Here is an 18,633-nt window from a genome sequence, read left to right as displayed (position 1 = left end):
GTTCCTTTTTTCATTTCCCATCGGCGTAAGCCGATTTTTTTTTGCCTTCAATCTAGGTCCAAGTTCTCATCTTCGATGGAATAGTGGCGTCTTACGTCTGAGATTTAATCAACAATCGAATATTTTTTAGCGCAAAAGTGACAGGCTTTCTGGTGCTTGTTGCGTATCTTTCCACCTATTTATTCCCGTTTTACGTCATTTTGTAACTAATTTACAGTGTAAAAATCAGTCTGGTATAGTCCAAAACCTGGGTGAATAAATACTCACTTCGTCTCTGGGTGCTGTAAATAGGTGAGGTGATTCGGAAACTCTCACTGAGGAAGCCCGCCAGTTACGTCTGTTGGACTAATCGCCATTTGTAGGGATTTTTAGTGAAATGATTCGTTTAGATTTAGGAATGGTCCGCATTGTCAGTTATAATCTGAGGCCATTTTTACCAGTCAAAGAACACTATGAATCAGTATCTAGCGGTTACCTCAAACGGTCTTGAGAACCTATTAGTCGAAGAATTAACAAATTTAGGGATTGTCGATGCCAAGCCTGTACAGGCAGGGGTGAAATTTAAAGCAACCAACGAGCAGATTTACCGTTGTTGCTTGTGGAGCCGCCTTGCTTCTCGATTCGTACGTGTGGTTGCCGAGTTTAACTGTCAGAACGACATGGATTTGTACCTGTCAGCGACAGCCATCAATTGGGTAAATCATTTCCACAGTACTAAAAAGTTTGTGGTCGACTTTAATGGTACCAACCGCGAAATTCGCAATAGCCAATATGGCGCAATGAAAGTTAAAGATGCGGTAGTGGACTGTTTTGAAAAGAAAAATCTACCACGCCCGTCGGTCAGTAAAGATCATCCAGATCTTCGTATCCATGTGCGTCTACACAATGACAAAGCACTTCTAGGCATCGATATGGTTGGTGGTGGCCTACACATGCGCGGCTATCGCCCAGAGTCGGGGAAAGCGCCACTGCGTGAAACACTGGCTGCCGCGATTGTTATGCGCAGTGGTTGGAATGAGTCTAAATCTCTGCTCGATCCAATGTGCGGTTCCGGTACGCTATTGATTGAAGCTGCCATGATGGCGGCTAATATTGCCCCTGGTTTGAAGCGCGAGAAGTGGGGCTTCCAAGCGCTGGAAGACTTCGATGAAGAGCTGTGGGCGACCATTAAATCAGAGGCGAATGTACAGGCCAGAAGAGGCGCCAAAAAAGTTGACGCTAAGTTTTATGGCTTTGACAACGATTCTCGAGTGGTCCAGGTTGCTAAAGATAACGCGCGTCGTGCTGGTGTGAGTGATTTGATTGAGTTCACGGTCGGTGATGCAGCAAAACTGGTGCGTCCTACAGGCTTTGAGAACGGTGTGATCATCTGTAACCCGCCATACGGTGAGCGTTTAGGTACGCATCCTGGTCTCATCGCGCTATACACCGCTTTTGGCGCCCAGTTGAAGGCGCAGTTTGGTGGTTGCCAAGCTTCCATCTTCTCCAGCTCTGATGAGCTGCTTGCGTGTTTACGCATGCGTGCTGAAAAGCAGTTCAAATTGAACAACGGTGCGTTACCGTGTCACCAAAAGAACTACAGTATTGCCGTTCGAGCAGAATCGGAGCTAACAGAAGGCCGCCAGGAATCGTTGGTTGCTCCTGATTTCTCTAACCGTCTAAAGAAAAACATGGGCAAGATCGGTAAATGGGCTAAACGCGAAGGATTGGATTGTTACCGCATTTATGATGCCGATTTACCGGAATACAATGTTGCCATCGACATCTATCTCGATCATCTGGTAATTCAGGAATATGCAGCTCCGAAAAGCATTCCTGAAGAGACGGCAAAACGCCGTCTGACTGACATCATTCGCGCGACCATTCAGGTGACGGGTGTTGATGCTAACAAAGTCGTGCTGAAAGTTCGTGAGAAGAAGAAAGGGGCCTCTCAATATCAGAAGCTTGGCCAACAATCAGAAACCATGTATGCCCAAGAATACGGTGTAAAACTGATTGTTAACCTTTTTGATTATCTTGATACCGGCCTGTTTTTAGATCACAAGTTGACTCGTCGCCGCTTGGGCCAAATGGCGAAAGGCCAGGATTTCCTGAACTTGTTTGCTTACACCGGTTCTGCCACCGTGCACGCAGCTTGTGGCGGTGCAAAATCGACGACTACCGTGGATATGTCTAAAACCTATCTGGATTGGGCAAAAGAGAATATGGCACTCAATGCTCAGGTGGGTCGTCAGCACCAGTACGTGCAAGCAGACTGTCTTCAGTGGCTAGAGAAGGCGACTGGTCAGTATGATTTGATCTTTATTGACCCACCGACGTTCTCGAATTCAAAGCGCATGGAACAGTCTTTTGATGTTCAGCGCGACCATATCCAGTTGATGACGAACCTGAAGCGTATTTTGCGTCCAGAGGGCACGATTGTGTTCTCAAATAACAAACGTCACTTCAAGATGGATATGGATCAGATGGAGGCGCTGGGTCTTCAGGCTCAGAATATTTCATCTCAGACACTGCCTCTCGATTTCGAGCGTAACAAACACATTCACAACTGCTGGATCGTGACGCACAAAAACTAATAGGGCACGGATGTGATAACTCTCTACAGCACGGAAGGCTGTCATTTATGTGAAATGGCCTATGACTTGCTTAAACAAGTTAAATTAGTTCAACAGGTTAACGTCGTCGACATTGCGTTCGACGACCAACTGTTTTCTCGTTACGGGGTCACAATCCCTGTACTTTCCTATCAGAACTCTGAACTGAATTGGCCTTTTGATATCAACGAATTAACTCAATGGTTAGAAAATAATGGCATTAATTACCATCCATAACGGGTTACTGGCATTTGGTGATCACCCATTGCTGGACCATGCAGATTTTGCGCTGCAGGAAAATGAACGCGTCTGTCTTGTTGGCCGCAATGGCGCGGGCAAATCGACATTGATGAAAGTGCTGGCGGGTGAAACCATCATGGACGATGGCAAAATGCAGGTTATGCAGGATGTTGTCGTTTCGCGCCTGGAGCAGGACCCGCCTCGCGATCAGGAAGGTAACGTTTACGACTATGTCGCTGGTGGCCTAAAAGAAGTCGGTCAGCAACTGAAGATCTATCAGGATCTGTTGGATCTGGTGGCGGTAGAGCCGACAGAAGCCAATATAAAGCGTTTATCTGCGATTCAAGAACAACTTGAGCATGCTGGCGCGTGGCGTTTCGAAGACAGAATCAAGAATGTTCTGAGTGCTCTGAAGCTTGATGGCCATACGAAACTGACGGATTTATCAGGTGGCTGGCAGCGTAAAGCGGCTCTGGCGCGCGCCTTGGTCTGTGATCCGGACGTATTGCTGCTGGATGAACCAACCAACCACCTGGACGTTACGACCATTGAGTGGCTGGAAGGTTTTCTGAAAGATTTCCGTGGTTCTATCATCTTTATTTCCCACGACCGTGCCTTTATCAAATCAATGGCGACGCGTATTGTTGATTTGGATCGCGGCAAGCTGAACTCGTTCCCGGGCAACTACGATAAATATCTGGTCGAGAAAGAGGAGCAGCTTCGCGTTGAAGACATGCAGAATGCCGAGTTTGATAAGAAACTGGCTCAGGAAGAGGTTTGGATCCGTCAGGGAATCAAAGCTCGACGTACTCGCAATGAAGGCCGCGTACGAGCGCTTAAAAAGCTGCGTGAAGAGCGTAGCGAGCGTCGTGAAGTGCAAGGTAAAGTGAATCTGCAAATCGATGACGCGGCTCGTTCAGGCAAGATCGTCTTTGAGGCGGAGAATCTGCAGTATTCCATCGATGGTAAATCTATTGTTAAAGATTTCAGCTTTAACATCATGCGTGGCGATCGTATCGCGCTGGTTGGCCCTAACGGCTGTGGTAAGAGTACATTGCTGAAACTGCTGCTTGGTGAGCTTCAACCGGATTCGGGCCGTCTGCATTGCGGAACCAAACTGGAAGTGGCGTACTTTGACCAGTATCGTGAAATGCTGGATCCGGAAAAATCGGTCATTGATAACCTGGCAGATGGTAAGCAAGAGGTTACGATTGGAGGTCGTCAGCGTCATGCGCTGAGTTACCTGCAGGATTTCCTTTTTGCTCCCAAACGCGCTCGTACGCCAGTTAAGGCTCTGTCTGGTGGTGAGAAAAACCGTCTGCTTTTAGCGCGTATTTTCCTGAAATCGAACAACCTATTGGTGCTCGATGAACCAACTAACGATTTAGATATCGAAACCTTGGAACTTTTGGAAGATTTGCTTGCCAATTACCAAGGCACGTTATTGTTGGTAAGCCACGACCGTGAGTTTGTTGATAATACCGTAACATCGAGTTGGATATTTGAAGGCGACGGTGTCATTGAAGAGTTTGTTGGAGGCTATCACGATGCCCAGCAACAGCGTCAGCAGGTTCTGCAGTCCCGTAATGCCGAAAAAGTAGTCAAAGCAGAGAAAGTGGTTGAGGAATCTCCCAAAACCGCGTCTTCTAAGGCTAAGTCTAAGAAGTTATCTTATAAACTTCAGCGCGAGCTGGAAACTCTGCCTGTCAAACTCGAAGAATTAGAAGCTGAGATTGAAGCTCTGCAGGAACAGGTGAATAGCCCGGACTTTTTTGGTCAGCCTGTAGAAGCAACACAACCCATTTTAGACAAGTTAGCTGCAACAGAGCAGGAGCTTGAAATTGCATTCGAGCGCTGGGAAGAGCTTGAAGCAATGCAACAGGAAAGTTAATGAAACCAATGAGTAGTAACACTTTTAAACTGACCTTTATTACCGCCGCGATCTTATCGTCGACTTCCGCGTCAGCAGCTTTGTATCAGGTGGTGGAAGTTACCCCTGATCTCACTTATAACAGTGATTATGTCAGTGCTTATGGCGTCGCAATTCAGTCTGCCACAACCACTGGTGCTTCTGATAACTGTTTTAATAGTTCGACGGTGTCCGGTGACGGTGTAACTTGCTCCGCTTATACTCTTGGTGGTGAAACCCGAGTGACTGAAACCAATGCTGGCGAAGCGGTAGACGGTCTGAGCTTCCGTGAAGAAGCCCCATTCGCCATGGACAATGCGTTTTACTACATCCAAGACTCTGACGATTTTGAGAACTACTGTGACAACCAATTGTTGTACTCAACATGTGAAACCTGGGCTTCATTGCGCTGGAACCTGTGGAACAAAGAGATTACTGGCGATACAACGGTAAACTCTTACGCTTTTACAGGTAGTTCGACGTCAGGAACGTTAGTGAACTCTACCTATAACACTGTTATCAATAGTATTGATAGTAGCGGTGACCCTGTCGGTATCCAGTTGACACCGGGTGACGTGACCAGCTACCGCCGCAATACCGTTGATGCATTGGCGGACGACATTACAACTACGGATTATCTGCAATCTCGCGCTTGGAAAACTGATGGTACGTATACTGTAGGTAGTGTTTCGACTTCCGTGAAAAATACTAATGGCACTTACTATTCCTCAAAGGCGGCAATGTGGAATGCTAGTGATATAGTTGAGTTAAACTGGCCAAGTGGGACGGAAGTTTACAATAACAGCTCTATCGCACAAGGCAGTCTACGTGATTTTGTCATTGTAGATGGGACCATCTATGCCGTGGGTTATAACAGCTTCTACAGCAATCGCAACTATATGGAAGCAAGTATCTCCAAAGTAGCGGAAGGAAGTTTTGATACAGCATCGAGTTGGACAACTGTGGGTGTAACGAATGCAAAAGTGTATACCAATGGTGGAACCAGTGGTGACCACATCTATTCAAACACTCGCTTAACATCGGTTAACAGTAACCTAATTGCAATCGGCGAAGCCAAACGTCAAGGTAGCGCTCCATCAAACGGTGCAGCAGCAAACCGTCTGTTTGTCGTTTCAGATGTTTCGGCTTCTTCACCATCTGCTACATTCCTGTCTGATGGCATTTTCTTTGATGGTGCTGGTGGTAAAGCCGGCGCGATTAACAACTACAACGAAATTGTTGGGCAAATTGATGCTGAGTCAACTCGTGAAGCGAGTGGTAAACCTCGTCGTAAACGTGGCTTCATCTATCCATACAACGGCACTGGCACCGATTCTGATCGCCGCGCGGTGTTTAATAATCAAGGCTGGTGGTTGGATAACCTGACGAACGGTGGCACCTATTCAAGCAACAATAACCAATACCGTATCATTGACGCAACGGACATTAATGATGCCGGTGTGATTTCTGCGACCGCTCTAAAATGTGACGGTGGTTATGATACAACGTCATACAATGCCACTTGTGGTGGAGGCAGTCAGGACGAAACTACGGTAGCTATTAAGCTAGTACCTATTGTTGGAGCGACAAGTGACGACATCTCTGAGCGTGGTACAGATGATACTTCGACTGAACGTAGTGGTGGTAGCATCGGCTTATGGATGCTTGCTGTACTAGGTTTTTTAGGGTTCCGTAGAAAATAGCAAATTTTTGTCAAACGAAGCACAAGTTCACAGATCTGGACTTGTGCTTTTTTTTGCCTTGATGAAGGTGGTTTTTTGAGCAATTCTTAATGGTGTGGTAATAAAAATGCCACGCCATTTTAATAGTTGTAAGTTAGACACAAGCTACTGTATGAGGACTTCACTATGAAGAGACAAAAGCGTGATCGCCTGGAAAGAGCACAATCTCAGGGATACAAAGCTGGCCTGAATGGTCGATCGCAAGAAGAGTGTCCCTATCAGCAAATGGAAGCTCGTTCCTTCTGGCTAGGTGGTTGGCGTGAAGCGAGAGAAGACAAACAGACTGGTCTCTATAAATAACCTCCACATACAACACAGGATCTAAGCCCCGAAAGGGGCTTTTTATATAGACACATACTCTGACGCACTATAACTAAATATTGCACTAATAAAAAGCCGCTCAACTGAGCGGCTAGATTCAATCGCAGCGTTTTAGAATGCTGAAGTGTCTTGGAAAAGGCCAACTTTCAGATCTTTAGCAACGTAGATTTCTTTTCCATCCACCAGTACGCGGCCATCAGCAAGACCCATAACCAGTTTACGGTTCACAACACGTTTCATATGAATTTCGTAAGTGACTTTTCTGGCTGTTGGCAGAATTTGCCCTGTGAATTTTACTTCACCAACGCCCAGAGCGCGGCCTTTACCTTTACCGCCAACCCAGCCAAGGAAGAAACCAACCAGCTGCCACATGGCATCCAAACCAAGACAGCCAGGCATGACTGGGTCACCAGGGAAGTGACAATCGAAGAACCATAGATCCGGAGTGATATCTAGTTCAGCAAGGATAAGTCCTTTACCGAATTCACCCTCAGTTTCAGACATCTTAGTCACTCGGTCCATCATCAGCATGTTTGGTGCTGGTAGTTGAGGGTAACCAGGGCCAAAAAGCTCGCCACGGCTAGAAGCTAAAAGATCTTCACGGTTATAAGAGTCGCGTTTGTTCTGCATTATCAATTACTCCAATTTTTGATAGGGTGCATGTTAGTGAACACGTGTACGCCAAACAACTCCGATCAGTACTAGACAAACCAGTTTTTGACGCGTTCCACAAATCCTTGTGGCTGAACGTGTTTTTCAAAGTTTTCAATTCGTTCTGCTATCCGGCTGATCACGCTCTCTTCATCATCACCACGGAAGGGCTTGTTCATGAGCACCGGTACAGCTTCATCAACATTGGATACTGGCCAGATGTTGAATTCACCATTTTTAATACTTTCGACGACAGATTTATGAAGCGCAAGGTGTTTAAGGTTACTTTTTGGCAGAATCACACCTTGTTCCCCTGTAAAACCTTGATGTTGGCAAACACGGTAGAAGCCTTCAATTTTTTCATTCAGTCCGCCTACGGCCTGAACACGGCCAAATTGATCAACAGCGCCAGTTACCGCAATTTGCTGATCAATAGGGTACTCGGACAGAGCACTAACTAAAGAACACAGTTCAGCTAACGATGCGCTGTCACCATCGACTTCGCTATACGACTGTTCGAACACAACGGATGCTGAAAAAGGAAGTGGTACGTCAAGGTTCAGGGCGCTGCTTACAAACGCCTGCATAATCATCATACCCTTGGCGTGTAAGTTGCCACCCAGTTCAACTTTGCGCTCAACATCTGAGATGTCGCCGTCACCAAAGTGGATAACACACGAAATACGTGCAGGTTCGCCGTAAGAAACAGGGTGTCCAGCAATATCAATGACTGTCAGGCCGTTTACCTGTCCTATCTGTTCACCTTGAGTTTCAATGATTACTTGACCGTCAAGAATGTCATCGAGCGCTCTTTCAGGCAGATAAGACTCACGATAATAACGTTGGTTAAGCGCTAGCTCGACATGGTTTTCCTCAATGCGCTGTCCACTGCTGATGAGTGATGCTTCTTCGAGTAAAGCGCGTAGCCACATGACACACAACGGAGCGTAGTGCTGATCTTCTGTATAACGTGCTCCGGCAGTCATCACGGCTTCGATGGCATTCTGGCTAAGATCCGGCAGCTGGTATCGATTAGCGATCCATCGTAAATAGCCAAGATAGGTTGTAATCGTTTCTGGCTCAATCTTGATGTCCATTTCGAGTTCACTGAACAAACAAAGTCCTGCGTGTATATCGGCATCAAGGAAGTCCACATCACCCAATTGATTTCTATCGCCAACCACCACTAACTTAATGTTATAGCGCTTGTTTAATGGTGTTTGGATTGGTGACTTAGGGTCACAGTTGAGTGGCGAAACGGGATCACCAAGAATGGCTGATTTCAGCATTGGCCAAGTGGCAGGATTGGCCAGTAAAAGGTTCGCTGAAACAATAAGATAACCATTGTTTGCTTGGTCCAGTAATCCGCTTGTCTCATTGACGACTTGGCCATTTTCGGCTTTAACCTGGCCAAAAATAGTCACCATATTCAATGTTTCAGTGACGACAACCGGAGCCGTTGTGACGAGGCTATCCATTTGTTCCTTTATCAGAGAGCGATAAATGGAATTGTCTGGAGCATTAATCAACAGAACACGACTAAATCCATTGATGTGTATGAATCTTTCAATCGCTTGTGAAAGCCTAGTTTGAGTACCAAACAGAGAAACAGGAGGCAGGCTAGGGTATTGAGAAAACTCAGCATTGAATTGATCATACTGGGGCGTGACTAAACGCCAGATATCTTGTGTCATTGAATCATCGAAATGGTGAAAAGGACGTAAATTATATAGAAAAACCTAAAGCGCGAATAGCTTTGATATTTGGGATGATCTTAGTCTTGTTTTTAACGGATTGAATTGAAAACAAAGCACGATTTGGGTTACGCTGTCACCCTAATTTTTAACAGGTTTGCCAGACATGAAATATCAACAACTCGAAAACTTGGAATGCGGTTGGAAGTGGCAGTACTTAATCAAAAAATGGAAAGATGGCGAAGCGATCACCAATCATATTGATCGCAGTGAAGCCGATAACGCTGTCCGTGAGCTAAAATCCATTGAACATGAGCCGACATTGGTACTTGAATGGATTGAGCAGCACATGGCACCAGAGCTGGAAAATAAGCTCAAACAGGCAATTCGCGCCAAGCGAAAGCGCCATTTTAATGCTGAACAGCTTCATACACGTAAGAAGTCGATTGATCTTGACTATCGGGTTTGGGAAAAATTGTCTGTGCGAGCCAATGAACTCGGATGTACGCTATCTGATGCCATTGAATATCTCTTGAGTGAGGCATCTCGCAGCGAGAAAGCGAGTCGAACGGTGTCAAGCTTGAAAGAAGATTTGAGTAAATTGCTGTCTGATTAGGAGTTAGCAAGATGCTGTATGTGATTTTGATTGCTGCAATCGTCATTTTCTGGTTGGTTGTGGTCGACAGGCCTGTTCTGAGAGTTAAGTTTAAAGACGGAGCAGTAACCGATGCAAAAGGGCATTTCCCGCCATCGTTTAAGCACAATGTGGCTGAAATTGGTGAACATGCACCGTTTGATGGTGAGCTTAAAGTCTATCATCGAAGAAGTGGCATGAAGTTGGTGTTCTCGAATCAGGTACCGAAAAAAGTACAGCAAAGAATTCGAAATGTCTTCCCACATCAAGGTTTCAAGACGAATGGTGATAAAACCAAAAAGAGTCGCTGAATATAGGTTTCTGTATACATCGAATTTTCAGTAGTGCGTTAAGTGTTACGGAACAAAGAAACTTCAGACTGAAACGGTTGAATGCTCAATGTAGTATTCAGCCGTTTTTTATGGAGCGACAAATGAAAGTAAAGTTACTAACCGCGCTGATCGTATTGAATTCCCAGTTTGCATTTGCGGATGATTCGGAAACTAACGCTGTAGCCAGACAAATAAAATCTCAAATAATCAAAGTGTTTTCCAAGCAGAACATCGATACAAAGGGTTTTTGTGATGTATTCATCGAGATGAAACACAACAACGACAAGCAAACACAGATAGTCAAAGTCTCAACATTAGGCGATGGTCAGTTGTGCATACGAATCAAGAAAGTGATCAAGACTGGAACAAAGTACAAGTATCAGATACCAGAGCGATTTATAAGAATCCACATCAGTGCAGACGATGTTTAGGTCAGATACACGATGTTAAAGCTCCACCACTTCAGTGCGCATTATGTCCGGTTATGTTGAATCAAGTTTCATATAAGCTTCATATAGAGCCTTTGGATTACCAAAGGTTGTATGATTCACTATCGGAAAATGACAAAGAACTACATATTTCGGAAGTTTGAGTGCGAGTTGAGCAAGGAAGAAACCGCAAAACTATGTTTTAAATCTGTGAGGACGGTCACGGGTTGGGATTGTGGTAAAGAGATCCCACCGGAGTGCAGAAGGCTCATGCGAATGGTTAAGAGTAAAGAACTTAGTCATCTTGAAATATGGGAAAACTTCAGGATGGTAAAAGGCATGCTTGAACTACCCACTGGACAGCATATTACTCCTCAACAATTGCTTACTGGTATTGCATTGCTATCAATTCAATCTGATTTAGAACTCAAAACGAGTTCAAAATTGTTACGTATTGCCCGTGCTTTAACTAGAGTAAAAGATAAGCGCGTTTAGACTTCTAAGGACATTAAGATTGAGTAGCATACTTTCAGTAATTGCCATAAATGCAACAATCATTCTCTACCCACAAAGCAGCGTACTTGCGAGTACATCTGGAGAATTCCCTACATCATCTCAATTGGAAACAGATAAAAAAGCAATTTACGATGCCCTGAATCAGGGACTTTCTAACTATCAAGAAGGGGAAAATGATTGCACCTTCAGTATCATAATTAAGAATAGCGTGATGAAAGTTACTAATATCTCATATCAATCAAGAAGACCAGAATGTGAGAGAGCTTTTAAAGCTGCACAAAGTCAAACAGTTAAACTAATCACTAAGGAAGGATTAAAGGGTGTCTTATTCATAAGAGAAGAAAAACTATAGTCTTGATGTATATAATTTCATCATCTAACGTTTTATCGAAGGCAAACGCTATGGATAAAACCATCACTACAACGTCTGGTTTTATTTTGGTAACTAATTTTATTGTCACTTAATGTACCGTTAGTGACTGATTTACCTAGACCATCCTCAATCTTGTTGATGGTCTTTTCTTTTTTATTGTCACTATTATCAATATGGGCTAATTTTATTTAGACAAGATAAGTTCACTTCACTCTTGTGACCATTAGGAAGTGGGGCTCCGGAACTTGAAGCCTCTGCAATAAAAAAGCCACTATGACATGAGCACTCACAGTGGCTTTTTTCTATACCTATTGTTGATTTTATCAAAAACATTTCCTACATTTTAATAGAGCTCGTGACACGGAGCTTATCTCCTCAAGTACGCATTGTTGTTTCGCTTTATACATGCAGGGGATTCAACTGGAGACCTTGCCAAAGCCATCATTACACCACGTGATGGCTTTTCTTTTATCTGAGTCCCGTTAACGCCATGAGGCTCCGTGATACATGTTAGGGGATAACAGTTAAGTTTATGTTTTGTAACTTTTCTTTCAAGTTGGCTTGTTTTGGCATTGGGAAACGCTTAAGCCTATACACTGTGAGGAATACATCATTACAAAGCAATTCTTGATTAGTTGATTTTTTGTTAGTGGATGGGGGTAAGATAACCACACGACGAACAGATCCACTAGGATGAAGTCTTATATTTACCCTGCATACCTCATCTTTGTATCGCGATTGATCTGGTAAGTTCTGACTAATCAACTGGGTATAAATAGCCCCCCAACGCTGAGCTTCGAAAGTAAGTTCCATCGGAGAGAGAGTCCTTTCAATAGCTTGTTTTTGTTCTTTTTGTTGTTCAGCCATTGGCTCATTAGCGTGAACCACCCATGTACACAAAATAGACATAGCTAGCATCCATCGAAGCATCGAAACCTCCTTATACATTTGCGCACACATTATGCACCAAATTGATTAATGTTCAGTGATGGAGTGAAGACTTTCACCCCGTATTACTATACGGGGTGCTCCCCAAGGCTCGCTCGACACTCGCAGCGCCTACGCAGATGATCCAACGAGACACACAACTACCCAGTGCGCGGCCACGGCCGTATGGCTTGGCAGGGCGAGGCTCTTTTTTCTGTGTTGGGAGTAAGCGCAGCATTTCGCCCAGGAGGGCGCTGGACGTTGGGCGCGGGCAGTCGTGAATGACGTGGCGGTGTTGGGTATGCGGTAGCGCGAGAACATCGAGCGCAGGAACTTGGGTTACGGCTTGGCCCCTAAGCCTAGGCTTAGGGTAGTCGCGCACTAAGGCGCGAGATAGTAAAAAGCGGTATGTCATTTTTTTAACATACCGCTTCGTAGGTCACGCTTTGTTTTTTCTCGACCGATGGAGGCCGACACGCAGCACTCTGGCCAAGTACACCAATGAAGGGAAAACCAACCCTGACACCACCGGAGGAACGAGGCCGATAATCAGGCAAGTCCAGAATAGGGCGTCGAGCAGTGCATTAAATTGTGCGTCAGTAAAAGTGATAGTAGCCATAAGATGATCCTTTGGGTTAGCTTGCTGTGCTCCTCCTCCTCAGTTCTCGTCGTCGTGCGCCAGCTGCGCGCGCAGAGTGTTAGAAAACTGAGTTGAGTTTGATTTGGGGTTGTTCAGGTGTGGATTGCTCGCCAGCCCGTGGCTTACAAAACACGTTCAGGTCAACGGCCTCTTTGGTCAGCTTGAGTAAGCAGTCGTCATAATGCACATACCGGATGTGATTGGCCTTGAGAAACGTGTCGTCAAACCGATACACACCATCCGGTGTTTTCGCTTCCAGCGTGACCATGAACTTGAAACCGGACTGGGTTTTCTGTGTCGTGTGTCCCGTGTAATAGAGACTCTGAATCTCATACAGGCCGAGCATTTTCCGCATCAGCTCAAGCCTGTTTGATGCAAGAGAAACTGAATCAATGGAACCGCCGTCAGGCGGATTGCCAGTCCCACGAGCAGGTAAAACGCCAGCACCTTCAGCACCTTTTTGACCAGTGCCTTTGGCCGATTCAGAAACCTGAGATTGAGTGTGCGCCGTGGGCGCGTTCGGTACTTCCTCAGAAGTACCAAGAACCAGACCGGATAGACCATAGAGAAAGTATCCTATGCAGCCGACACCCGCAGCGAAGGCCGCGAGAAACTTTGGGTTTTTATAAAGGACGTTCACCGCACCGGATTGTTGCGCTTTTCCGGTAGCCGTGGACTTGTAAAGCAGGAACGCATCAAGCGGGATTTTGACCGACATGACGTTGGGGTCTTTGCCTTTGGGGATAACAGGCGTTGTCGTGTTCTTGGCGTGTTTGTAGATAAGCGGTTTGCGCCTCGCCCAGAACATGCCGTCATTGCCTTTGTGGAAAAAGCACTGTTCAGCACACGCACGAATGGCCGTGTCAATTTGTCCCCAGTCCGGTGATAACAGTTCGATATCCCAGTTGTATTTGCGGTGACGCATGAAACCTTCGTTGAAAGAGAACGGGTAGATGATGCGCCCTTGGTCGTCATACTCGGCCTGTCCACGGTCATCGACCTCAGAGGCATCGAGCTTGGACATATCGACAGGGACATATCGTGAGTAAAAGAACTGCTCATAGTCAGACGGCAGGTGAGGCAGGAAATCCGCCAAGGGTCGGGCAATGGCTTTCTCCATACGAAAGCCGATGTTCTTGGAGAAGATATCCTGGCACTCATCGATGACGATGAGCGCCCCCAGTGGGCACCAGCAAAAGAAGTGTTGCCAGAGATCTTTTCCATTGTGGTCACGACTGAAAATGCGAATGAGCTTGGCCGTCGTCGGGAACTGAATATCAAGGCGGCGTTCGATTTCTTCCAGCGGTTGCATCCCTTCAATATTGGTCACGACCACGCGACCCGCTTTGAGCGCTTCCAGAATAACGAAGTGGCACACATAGGAAGATTTGTAGGCACCGTTAGCACCGGTGCGAATTGTGATAGCCATGGCCGTTACCTCAACATCTTCATCACGAAGCCTGTGGCGACGAAATTGAAATAGACACTGATAGCGCGAGGCAGACCAAAGGCGTGCGCGTAGTAACGCAGTTCATCCGGCAGCGCGTTAAAGGCCGAAGCAATCGCCTGAGTGAATCCGATTTCTTCCAGCAGTATCTTGGCGGTCAGGTAATAAATCTGCATCGACCAGATAAGCCATTCCAGTTTCTTATGGATGTACCACGCATTGAGATACGCGATGAACTGTTGAAAGTACGTCGGTATGAAATTGAAGAAGTCGACCACCGTTTGGCCGAGGTCTCCGATTGAGCTGATGAGATCAACTAAGAATTGCATACGTCCTCCTAATCCGTCAGGGATTTGATACCAAGCAGCACCGCGAGGAACAGCAGCACGGCGGCGATGAAGTTGGCGTTCTGGAGCAGTGCAGGGAACACGCCTGAGCTGAAAGAGTTGGTGCGGCCATTGGCAAAGGTGAATGTCCATTCGTGTTTGACGTACTCGCCCGAGTTGAGCTGAGATTCGTCGAACGTGAACAGGGACTTAAACTGTCCCATCTGCTCTTGGTATTGCTCCTGAAGCTGTTCGATTTCGCCTTGGAGCTTGTCTATCGCGTCCGAACCGTAAAGGCCGTTACCTTCAAAATCGACTTGCCCCTCAAAGGGACGGCCGGACAGGCCAACACCGTTGAGTGTGTCCTGAATGCCTTTGAGTCTGGACTCGATACCGGAGAGGTCGACATCATCAGAGCCAGTACCTGAACCAGCGCTGATTTGTTCAGACAGGGCTTTTAAACCATCGGCCAGCCCGTCAATCTTGGTGTTGGTAGCGTCAAAGTTGCCGGATGTGGTGCTTTCCAGTGAGTCAATCTTGCCATTGGTGGCCGTGATTTTATCGGCCGTGTCCTGAGAGAGTTTGGACATAGAGGAACGCAGGTTACTGGTATCCGATTTTAGCGTTCTCAGGGAGGGCATCACCTCCGAGAACATAAGCTGTTCGATACCGAATATTCGGCTGTTACTGCTCATAGCAGAAGCCGCGTTAAGGTTGGCCAGCCGCGCTTCGACATAAATATCATCGAGTTTGGTCTTTGTCTCAGGTAGCAGAGAGACACCACTGGATACAACCTTATCCAGTTTGGCAATGATTTTGTCCTGAGTCCTTTTCTCGGACTCAATGATTTTTTTGGGGAACCTGACCGTTAACGAATCTGTCAGCGCCGTATAACCCTGACGCCGCATAAACTGCGCCCATTCATGGGAAGAGGTTAAAAGCGTCATTATCGTAGGATTGGTTTCAACCGTTCCCTTACATACCCCGCCATTACATGTCGACTTGAGAATATTAATCAGCGCTGGGTCAGGCGTTGGGTCGGGGTCCGGTTCAGGCGTCGGGTCAGGAACGGGAGTAGGCGTCACACAATCATCACCTTCACACTCAGGCGGATTTTCGACTTCTTCACACAAGGTTCCATCACTGACCATATAAGCACTGCACCAACCATGAGCACACGATGTTGTAGCAGGTGACTGATAACGGCAACTATCAGAATTCGAACAGAGGACAGGAAAAGCGCCAATCGACTCAGACCACCACATAAGGCGACTAGCACCAATAGGGCAACCGACTTCCTCAGCATGAGCCGATGAAGATAGAGTCAGAAAAGTCGTCAGCAAAAGTAGGAGAGTCAGACAGGTATTGATTGCAGTTCGCATAAGCCACCCCAAGAAGTAAAACGCCCCCGTTAGGAGGCGTTGATTCCAGTGTAGAAGCCGTATATGAACGCCCCACCATTGGCCAAGGCCAGAAAGATGGTGACGACGTTAGATACCAGCTCGACCATGGCTTAACGCATCGCGCCGATGATGGCACGAAGACCAAAACCGATAGCCGCCAGACCAATCAGACCGACCACAACCAGCGTGTAGTTGGCTTGGCCTGTTGAGACTGCCGTCGTGATGGATTCGGCAACGTCAGCGCGCGCTGCACCAGACAGCACCAGCGCACCAGTAGCAGCACCGAATTTACCCGCATGTTTTTTCATAGAGACAAGAATGTTTTTCATAGGGATTTACTCCGTTGTTAGTGACATACAAAAAATTAGCCTCGGCCGAGGCCTTTAACGATACGACCCAGAACGTGACCGCCAACCAGTGACAGCAGCAGATAGCCGCTCACGGTGGTGTACAAGTTAGGGTCAATACTTAACGCATCGGCGGAACTGGTTTGTAATTGTTGAAGCTCCGCAGAGGTTAACAGGGCGTAATCGCAGGACGCCGAAGACGGCACCACATACCCATTGGAGACGATTACGCATTGACTCATGACGCCGCCTTACTTCGTCAGCGGCTTGATATCGACCACCCAGTTTTTCTGTGGGTTGTTCGGGTCGATGTCCAAAATCAAATCGCATTCCATCGGAAACTGACCTTCGAGTTTCTGGAACTCGGCCAGCAGTGACGGATTGGTGTTGCACATGGTGATTTTCTTTTGCTCCATGCCGACGCGAGTGCATTGGCCTTGAGCGGATTGTGTCCAGCCATCGTTCTTACCGAGGTAGTTCACGACGGCGTAGTCGTAAGGACGGTTAGAGCCTTTGGACAGACCTTTGCTGTGTTCACAGCCGATAACGAAAGCGCTGATTTTAGACATGTTGGAGTTCTCCAGTTTTTTGCTGATGGAAAGCCCGACCGACTGGATAGTTGATTCGGTCGGGGATATCGGTTGGTTCGAAGCCTCTTGTGAGCGCTTCAAGGACTCTTGAATCGTCTTCAAAGATTTGACGCATCGCATTGATAAGCTTGCCGTATTGAGTCTTCGCATGTTTCACCGCGTTATCTAATGAGATGTTAAAAACGAGCTTGACCGTTGGGATACGAACTGGCTCAACGTCGCTCAAAAGCGAGGCGAGAGCAGGGTACGCGCCAACAAAATAGGGGTCAGGATTGACCAGAATATCGAGCGGAATGACTCGGTAACGGTTGCCGATTTGCACCTCAAAACGGTTCCAGTCGGGGTATTCTTCGGACTTGAGTTGTGCGCCTTTGTGGTAAGCACGGAACACTTTGCCGTTCTCACGAGCACCGACGTAGAACGTGCGGCCATGGTCAGGCACAAGGCCACATTTGCGGCGGTCATCGGAGGATGCACCAGAGCCACCCATGAACAGACCCCAACCGGGCGGCGTGCCGCGAGTGATGAATTCACCGTCCTGATAGCGTTCAATCATGGAGTCAATCGAGACATTGCCTTGCAAATCATCAAGCGCAAGGTCAACACGGGTCAGCTTCGTACCAACCATTTGCTTTAAGGCGTAATGCAGTTTTTCAAAGTTGACGGCCTCGCAGCCTTTACCGGAAAACGACACGTAGTAACCGAAGTTCGACGCACCCCAAGCGACCATTCCCGCTTGAATTCCGTTACACAGTAACTTTGCAGAATAGCGATAACCGGAGAAGCCACCACGGCGTTCCGTTGTCCAGATGTTGCCGTCATAGCTGAGTTCATGTTGCAGCAGCTCAAGGAACGATTCGACTTCGCCATGGCAAAGGACGTCGAGCATATCAATACCAAGGTTGGCGATAAGCTCTTGGTAACAGTCGTTAAACGATTTGTCCTGAGCGATGTGTAAGTCAGCATCTTGGAGTTGGTCGGCCAGCGCTTCAAAGTACAAATCTTTGTTGGCGTAGTTTTCCGATTCAACACAGCCAAGAACTTGCGCGAGGTTTTCCGCAAAGTGGTTGATTTGGTCGCGTTCGCGGCCAGCAACGGCCACGTCATTGTAAGACTGGAACTGATAAGGCGAGCGGCCAATCAGGAAACGTTGTTTGGCCATGTCTTTGCAGCGCTCAAGGATAAGCGGCGAGCCAGAGAAAGAAACGTAGTCAATCAGCGTGCGAGACATCAGAAATCTCCCTGATTAACAAAGGCACCAGCGGCGCGCAGTTCGGATTCGTTTTCGTCGGTGACTTCGATGAGATCGCGTTCAGTGTCGCAAGCGTAGGCGTACAGTTCAGAACGAGTACGGAAATACTCAGGTTGTCCGTCAACCGAGCAGTAAAAGCCGTCTTCGTCATTCCAGTAGTAAACAGGCGATTTCTTAGAGCACATTTTGCAGTCCAGCGAATCCAAATTCCGATTTAGCGGAAGAGTAATTCCGTTTATTCGGATGTTCAAGATACGAAAAATCGGA

General features: G+C 46.8%; 22 protein-coding genes. 10 read left to right on the top strand and 12 right to left on the bottom strand.

All coding sequences use genetic code 11. The features are described from left to right. Window positions 1-452: 452 nt before the first annotated feature. From rlmKL to rmf, 5 genes are all read left to right on the top strand, one after another. On the top strand, window positions 453-2,576 hold the full coding sequence (gene rlmKL, locus LGV68_RS04035; RefSeq protein ID WP_252536309.1) for a bifunctional 23S rRNA (guanine(2069)-N(7))-methyltransferase RlmK/23S rRNA (guanine(2445)-N(2))-methyltransferase RlmL: 2,124 nt from the start codon (window positions 453-455) through the stop codon (window positions 2,574-2,576). Between the two features lie 12 nt (window positions 2,577-2,588). Next, the gene (locus tag LGV68_RS04030) at window positions 2,589-2,831 is read left to right on the top strand and encodes a glutaredoxin family protein (RefSeq protein WP_075988585.1); all 243 of its coding nucleotides are present in this window, start codon (window positions 2,589-2,591) and stop codon (window positions 2,829-2,831) included. Next, window positions 2,809-4,725, top strand: a complete 1,917-nt coding sequence (locus LGV68_RS04025; protein WP_061056531.1) for an ABC transporter ATP-binding protein — start codon at window positions 2,809-2,811, stop codon at window positions 4,723-4,725. The genes LGV68_RS04030 and LGV68_RS04025 overlap by 23 nt, the downstream gene beginning before the upstream one ends. Window positions 4,726-4,733: 8 nt before the next feature. Further along, on the top strand, window positions 4,734-6,446 hold the full coding sequence (locus tag LGV68_RS04020; RefSeq protein ID WP_222733091.1) for a DUF3466 family protein: 1,713 nt from the start codon (window positions 4,734-4,736) through the stop codon (window positions 6,444-6,446). Window positions 6,447-6,611: 165 nt separating this feature from the next. Continuing rightward, complete coding sequence (rmf, locus tag LGV68_RS04015; RefSeq protein ID WP_020331091.1) at window positions 6,612-6,785, top strand: ribosome modulation factor; 174 nt, start codon at window positions 6,612-6,614, stop codon at window positions 6,783-6,785. 132 nt (window positions 6,786-6,917) lie between these two features. On the opposite strand, the gene fabA is transcribed toward rmf, so the two are convergent. Together fabA and LGV68_RS04005 are read right to left on the bottom strand one after the other, a co-directional pair. Further along, a complete protein-coding gene (fabA, locus tag LGV68_RS04010; protein WP_047456811.1) occupies window positions 6,918-7,436 on the bottom strand; it encodes a bifunctional 3-hydroxydecanoyl-ACP dehydratase/trans-2-decenoyl-ACP isomerase in 519 nt (172 codons plus the stop codon). 71 nt (window positions 7,437-7,507) lie between these two features. Continuing rightward, window positions 7,508-9,151, bottom strand: a complete 1,644-nt coding sequence (locus tag LGV68_RS04005; protein ID WP_158151052.1) for a Lon protease family protein — start codon at window positions 9,149-9,151, stop codon at window positions 7,508-7,510. Between the two features lie 166 nt (window positions 9,152-9,317). On the opposite strand from LGV68_RS04005, the gene matP reads away from it, so the two are divergent. From matP to LGV68_RS03980, 5 genes are all read left to right on the top strand, one after another. Then, on the top strand, window positions 9,318-9,767 hold the full coding sequence (matP, locus tag LGV68_RS04000; protein WP_020331088.1) for a macrodomain Ter protein MatP: 450 nt from the start codon (window positions 9,318-9,320) through the stop codon (window positions 9,765-9,767). Window positions 9,768-9,778: 11 nt separating this feature from the next. Further along, window positions 9,779-10,096: a DUF3634 family protein gene (locus LGV68_RS03995; RefSeq protein ID WP_208564042.1), complete on the top strand. Its 318-nt coding sequence runs from the start codon at window positions 9,779-9,781 to the stop codon at window positions 10,094-10,096. 122 nt (window positions 10,097-10,218) lie between these two features. Beyond that, window positions 10,219-10,548 (top strand): hypothetical protein, encoded by a 330-nt coding sequence (locus LGV68_RS03990; protein ID WP_208552548.1) that lies wholly within the window; start codon window positions 10,219-10,221, stop codon window positions 10,546-10,548. 114 nt (window positions 10,549-10,662) lie between these two features. Further along, entirely contained in the window at window positions 10,663-11,040 is a 378-nt protein-coding gene (locus tag LGV68_RS03985) for a regulator (RefSeq protein ID WP_165881058.1), read from the top strand. A gap of 19 nt (window positions 11,041-11,059) precedes the next feature. Beyond that, window positions 11,060-11,413 carry a hypothetical protein gene (locus tag LGV68_RS03980; RefSeq protein ID WP_165880999.1) on the top strand — a complete coding sequence of 118 codons (354 nt, stop codon included), beginning with the start codon at window positions 11,060-11,062 and terminating at the stop codon, window positions 11,411-11,413. Window positions 11,414-11,944: 531 nt separating this feature from the next. Here the strand turns inward: LGV68_RS03980 and LGV68_RS03975 are convergent. The 10 genes from LGV68_RS03975 to LGV68_RS03930 all read right to left on the bottom strand — a co-directional run bounded on the left by LGV68_RS03975 (window position 11,945) and on the right by LGV68_RS03930 (window position 18,551). Then, window positions 11,945-12,364, bottom strand: a complete 420-nt coding sequence (locus LGV68_RS03975) for a cell envelope integrity protein TolA (RefSeq protein ID WP_222747912.1) — start codon at window positions 12,362-12,364, stop codon at window positions 11,945-11,947. 436 nt (window positions 12,365-12,800) lie between these two features. Next, the gene (locus LGV68_RS03970) at window positions 12,801-12,980 is read right to left on the bottom strand and encodes a hypothetical protein (RefSeq protein ID WP_104965717.1); all 180 of its coding nucleotides are present in this window, start codon (window positions 12,978-12,980) and stop codon (window positions 12,801-12,803) included. 79 nt (window positions 12,981-13,059) lie between these two features. After that, window positions 13,060-14,430, bottom strand: a complete 1,371-nt coding sequence (locus LGV68_RS03965) for a zonular occludens toxin domain-containing protein (protein WP_252536302.1) — start codon at window positions 14,428-14,430, stop codon at window positions 13,060-13,062. Window positions 14,431-14,435: 5 nt separating this feature from the next. Then, the gene (locus tag LGV68_RS03960; protein ID WP_222737507.1) at window positions 14,436-14,777 is read right to left on the bottom strand and encodes a DUF2523 family protein; all 342 of its coding nucleotides are present in this window, start codon (window positions 14,775-14,777) and stop codon (window positions 14,436-14,438) included. 8 nt (window positions 14,778-14,785) lie between these two features. Then, on the bottom strand, window positions 14,786-15,925 hold the full coding sequence (locus tag LGV68_RS03955) for a hypothetical protein (protein WP_252536301.1): 1,140 nt from the start codon (window positions 15,923-15,925) through the stop codon (window positions 14,786-14,788). 362 nt (window positions 15,926-16,287) lie between these two features. Further along, window positions 16,288-16,506, bottom strand: a complete 219-nt coding sequence (locus tag LGV68_RS03950) for a hypothetical protein (protein WP_252536299.1) — start codon at window positions 16,504-16,506, stop codon at window positions 16,288-16,290. Between the two features lie 35 nt (window positions 16,507-16,541). Continuing rightward, window positions 16,542-16,766 carry a hypothetical protein gene (locus LGV68_RS03945; protein WP_100268099.1) on the bottom strand — a complete coding sequence of 75 codons (225 nt, stop codon included), beginning with the start codon at window positions 16,764-16,766 and terminating at the stop codon, window positions 16,542-16,544. Window positions 16,767-16,775: 9 nt separating this feature from the next. Continuing rightward, window positions 16,776-17,093 carry a hypothetical protein gene (locus LGV68_RS03940; RefSeq protein ID WP_100268100.1) on the bottom strand — a complete coding sequence of 106 codons (318 nt, stop codon included), beginning with the start codon at window positions 17,091-17,093 and terminating at the stop codon, window positions 16,776-16,778. Then, window positions 17,086-18,345 carry a replication initiation factor domain-containing protein gene (locus LGV68_RS03935; RefSeq protein WP_229601575.1) on the bottom strand — a complete coding sequence of 420 codons (1,260 nt, stop codon included), beginning with the start codon at window positions 18,343-18,345 and terminating at the stop codon, window positions 17,086-17,088. Before LGV68_RS03935 ends, LGV68_RS03940 begins: the two co-directional genes overlap by 8 nt. Beyond that, a complete protein-coding gene (locus LGV68_RS03930) occupies window positions 18,345-18,551 on the bottom strand; it encodes a hypothetical protein (RefSeq protein WP_100268101.1) in 207 nt (68 codons plus the stop codon). The genes LGV68_RS03935 and LGV68_RS03930 overlap by 1 nt, the downstream gene beginning before the upstream one ends. Between the last annotated feature and the right edge of the window lie 82 nt (window positions 18,552-18,633).

The organism is Vibrio sp. LQ2 (assembly GCF_023920125.1).
GTDB lineage: Bacteria > Pseudomonadota > Gammaproteobacteria > Enterobacterales > Vibrionaceae > Vibrio > Vibrio fluvialis.
This window is presented reverse-complemented; position numbering and strand designations above follow the sequence as displayed.

What these genes read in the sequence shown, in the direction of transcription:
- LGV68_RS03940 (WP_100268100.1), bottom strand. Translation starts at nt 17,093, where the DNA reads ATGTCTAAAATCAGCGCTTTCGTTATCGGCTGTGAACACAGCAAAGGT.
- LGV68_RS03945 (WP_100268099.1), bottom strand. Translation starts at nt 16,766, where the DNA reads ATGAGTCAATGCGTAATCGTCTCCAATGGGTATGTGGTGCCGTCTTCG.
- LGV68_RS03935 (WP_229601575.1), bottom strand. Translation starts at nt 18,345, where the DNA reads ATGTCTCGCACGCTGATTGACTACGTTTCTTTCTCTGGCTCGCCGCTT.
- LGV68_RS03995 (WP_208564042.1), top strand. Translation starts at nt 9,779, where the DNA reads ATGCTGTATGTGATTTTGATTGCTGCAATCGTCATTTTCTGGTTGGTT.
- LGV68_RS04025 (WP_061056531.1), top strand. Translation starts at nt 2,809, where the DNA reads ATGGCATTAATTACCATCCATAACGGGTTACTGGCATTTGGTGATCAC.
- LGV68_RS03965 (WP_252536302.1), bottom strand. Translation starts at nt 14,430, where the DNA reads ATGGCTATCACAATTCGCACCGGTGCTAACGGTGCCTACAAATCTTCC.
- LGV68_RS03955 (WP_252536301.1), bottom strand. Translation starts at nt 15,925, where the DNA reads ATGGTCAGTGATGGAACCTTGTGTGAAGAAGTCGAAAATCCGCCTGAG.
- fabA (WP_047456811.1), bottom strand. Translation starts at nt 7,436, where the DNA reads ATGCAGAACAAACGCGACTCTTATAACCGTGAAGATCTTTTAGCTTCT.
- LGV68_RS03970 (WP_104965717.1), bottom strand. Translation starts at nt 12,980, where the DNA reads ATGGCTACTATCACTTTTACTGACGCACAATTTAATGCACTGCTCGAC.
- LGV68_RS03950 (WP_252536299.1), bottom strand. Translation starts at nt 16,506, where the DNA reads ATGAAAAACATTCTTGTCTCTATGAAAAAACATGCGGGTAAATTCGGT.
- LGV68_RS04020 (WP_222733091.1), top strand. Translation starts at nt 4,734, where the DNA reads ATGAGTAGTAACACTTTTAAACTGACCTTTATTACCGCCGCGATCTTA.
- LGV68_RS03990 (WP_208552548.1), top strand. Translation starts at nt 10,219, where the DNA reads ATGAAAGTAAAGTTACTAACCGCGCTGATCGTATTGAATTCCCAGTTT.
- rmf (WP_020331091.1), top strand. Translation starts at nt 6,612, where the DNA reads ATGAAGAGACAAAAGCGTGATCGCCTGGAAAGAGCACAATCTCAGGGA.
- rlmKL (WP_252536309.1), top strand. Translation starts at nt 453, where the DNA reads ATGAATCAGTATCTAGCGGTTACCTCAAACGGTCTTGAGAACCTATTA.
- matP (WP_020331088.1), top strand. Translation starts at nt 9,318, where the DNA reads ATGAAATATCAACAACTCGAAAACTTGGAATGCGGTTGGAAGTGGCAG.
- LGV68_RS03975 (WP_222747912.1), bottom strand. Translation starts at nt 12,364, where the DNA reads ATGCTTCGATGGATGCTAGCTATGTCTATTTTGTGTACATGGGTGGTT.
- LGV68_RS03930 (WP_100268101.1), bottom strand. Translation starts at nt 18,551, where the DNA reads ATGTGCTCTAAGAAATCGCCTGTTTACTACTGGAATGACGAAGACGGC.
- LGV68_RS03960 (WP_222737507.1), bottom strand. Translation starts at nt 14,777, where the DNA reads ATGCAATTCTTAGTTGATCTCATCAGCTCAATCGGAGACCTCGGCCAA.
- LGV68_RS04005 (WP_158151052.1), bottom strand. Translation starts at nt 9,151, where the DNA reads ATGACACAAGATATCTGGCGTTTAGTCACGCCCCAGTATGATCAATTC.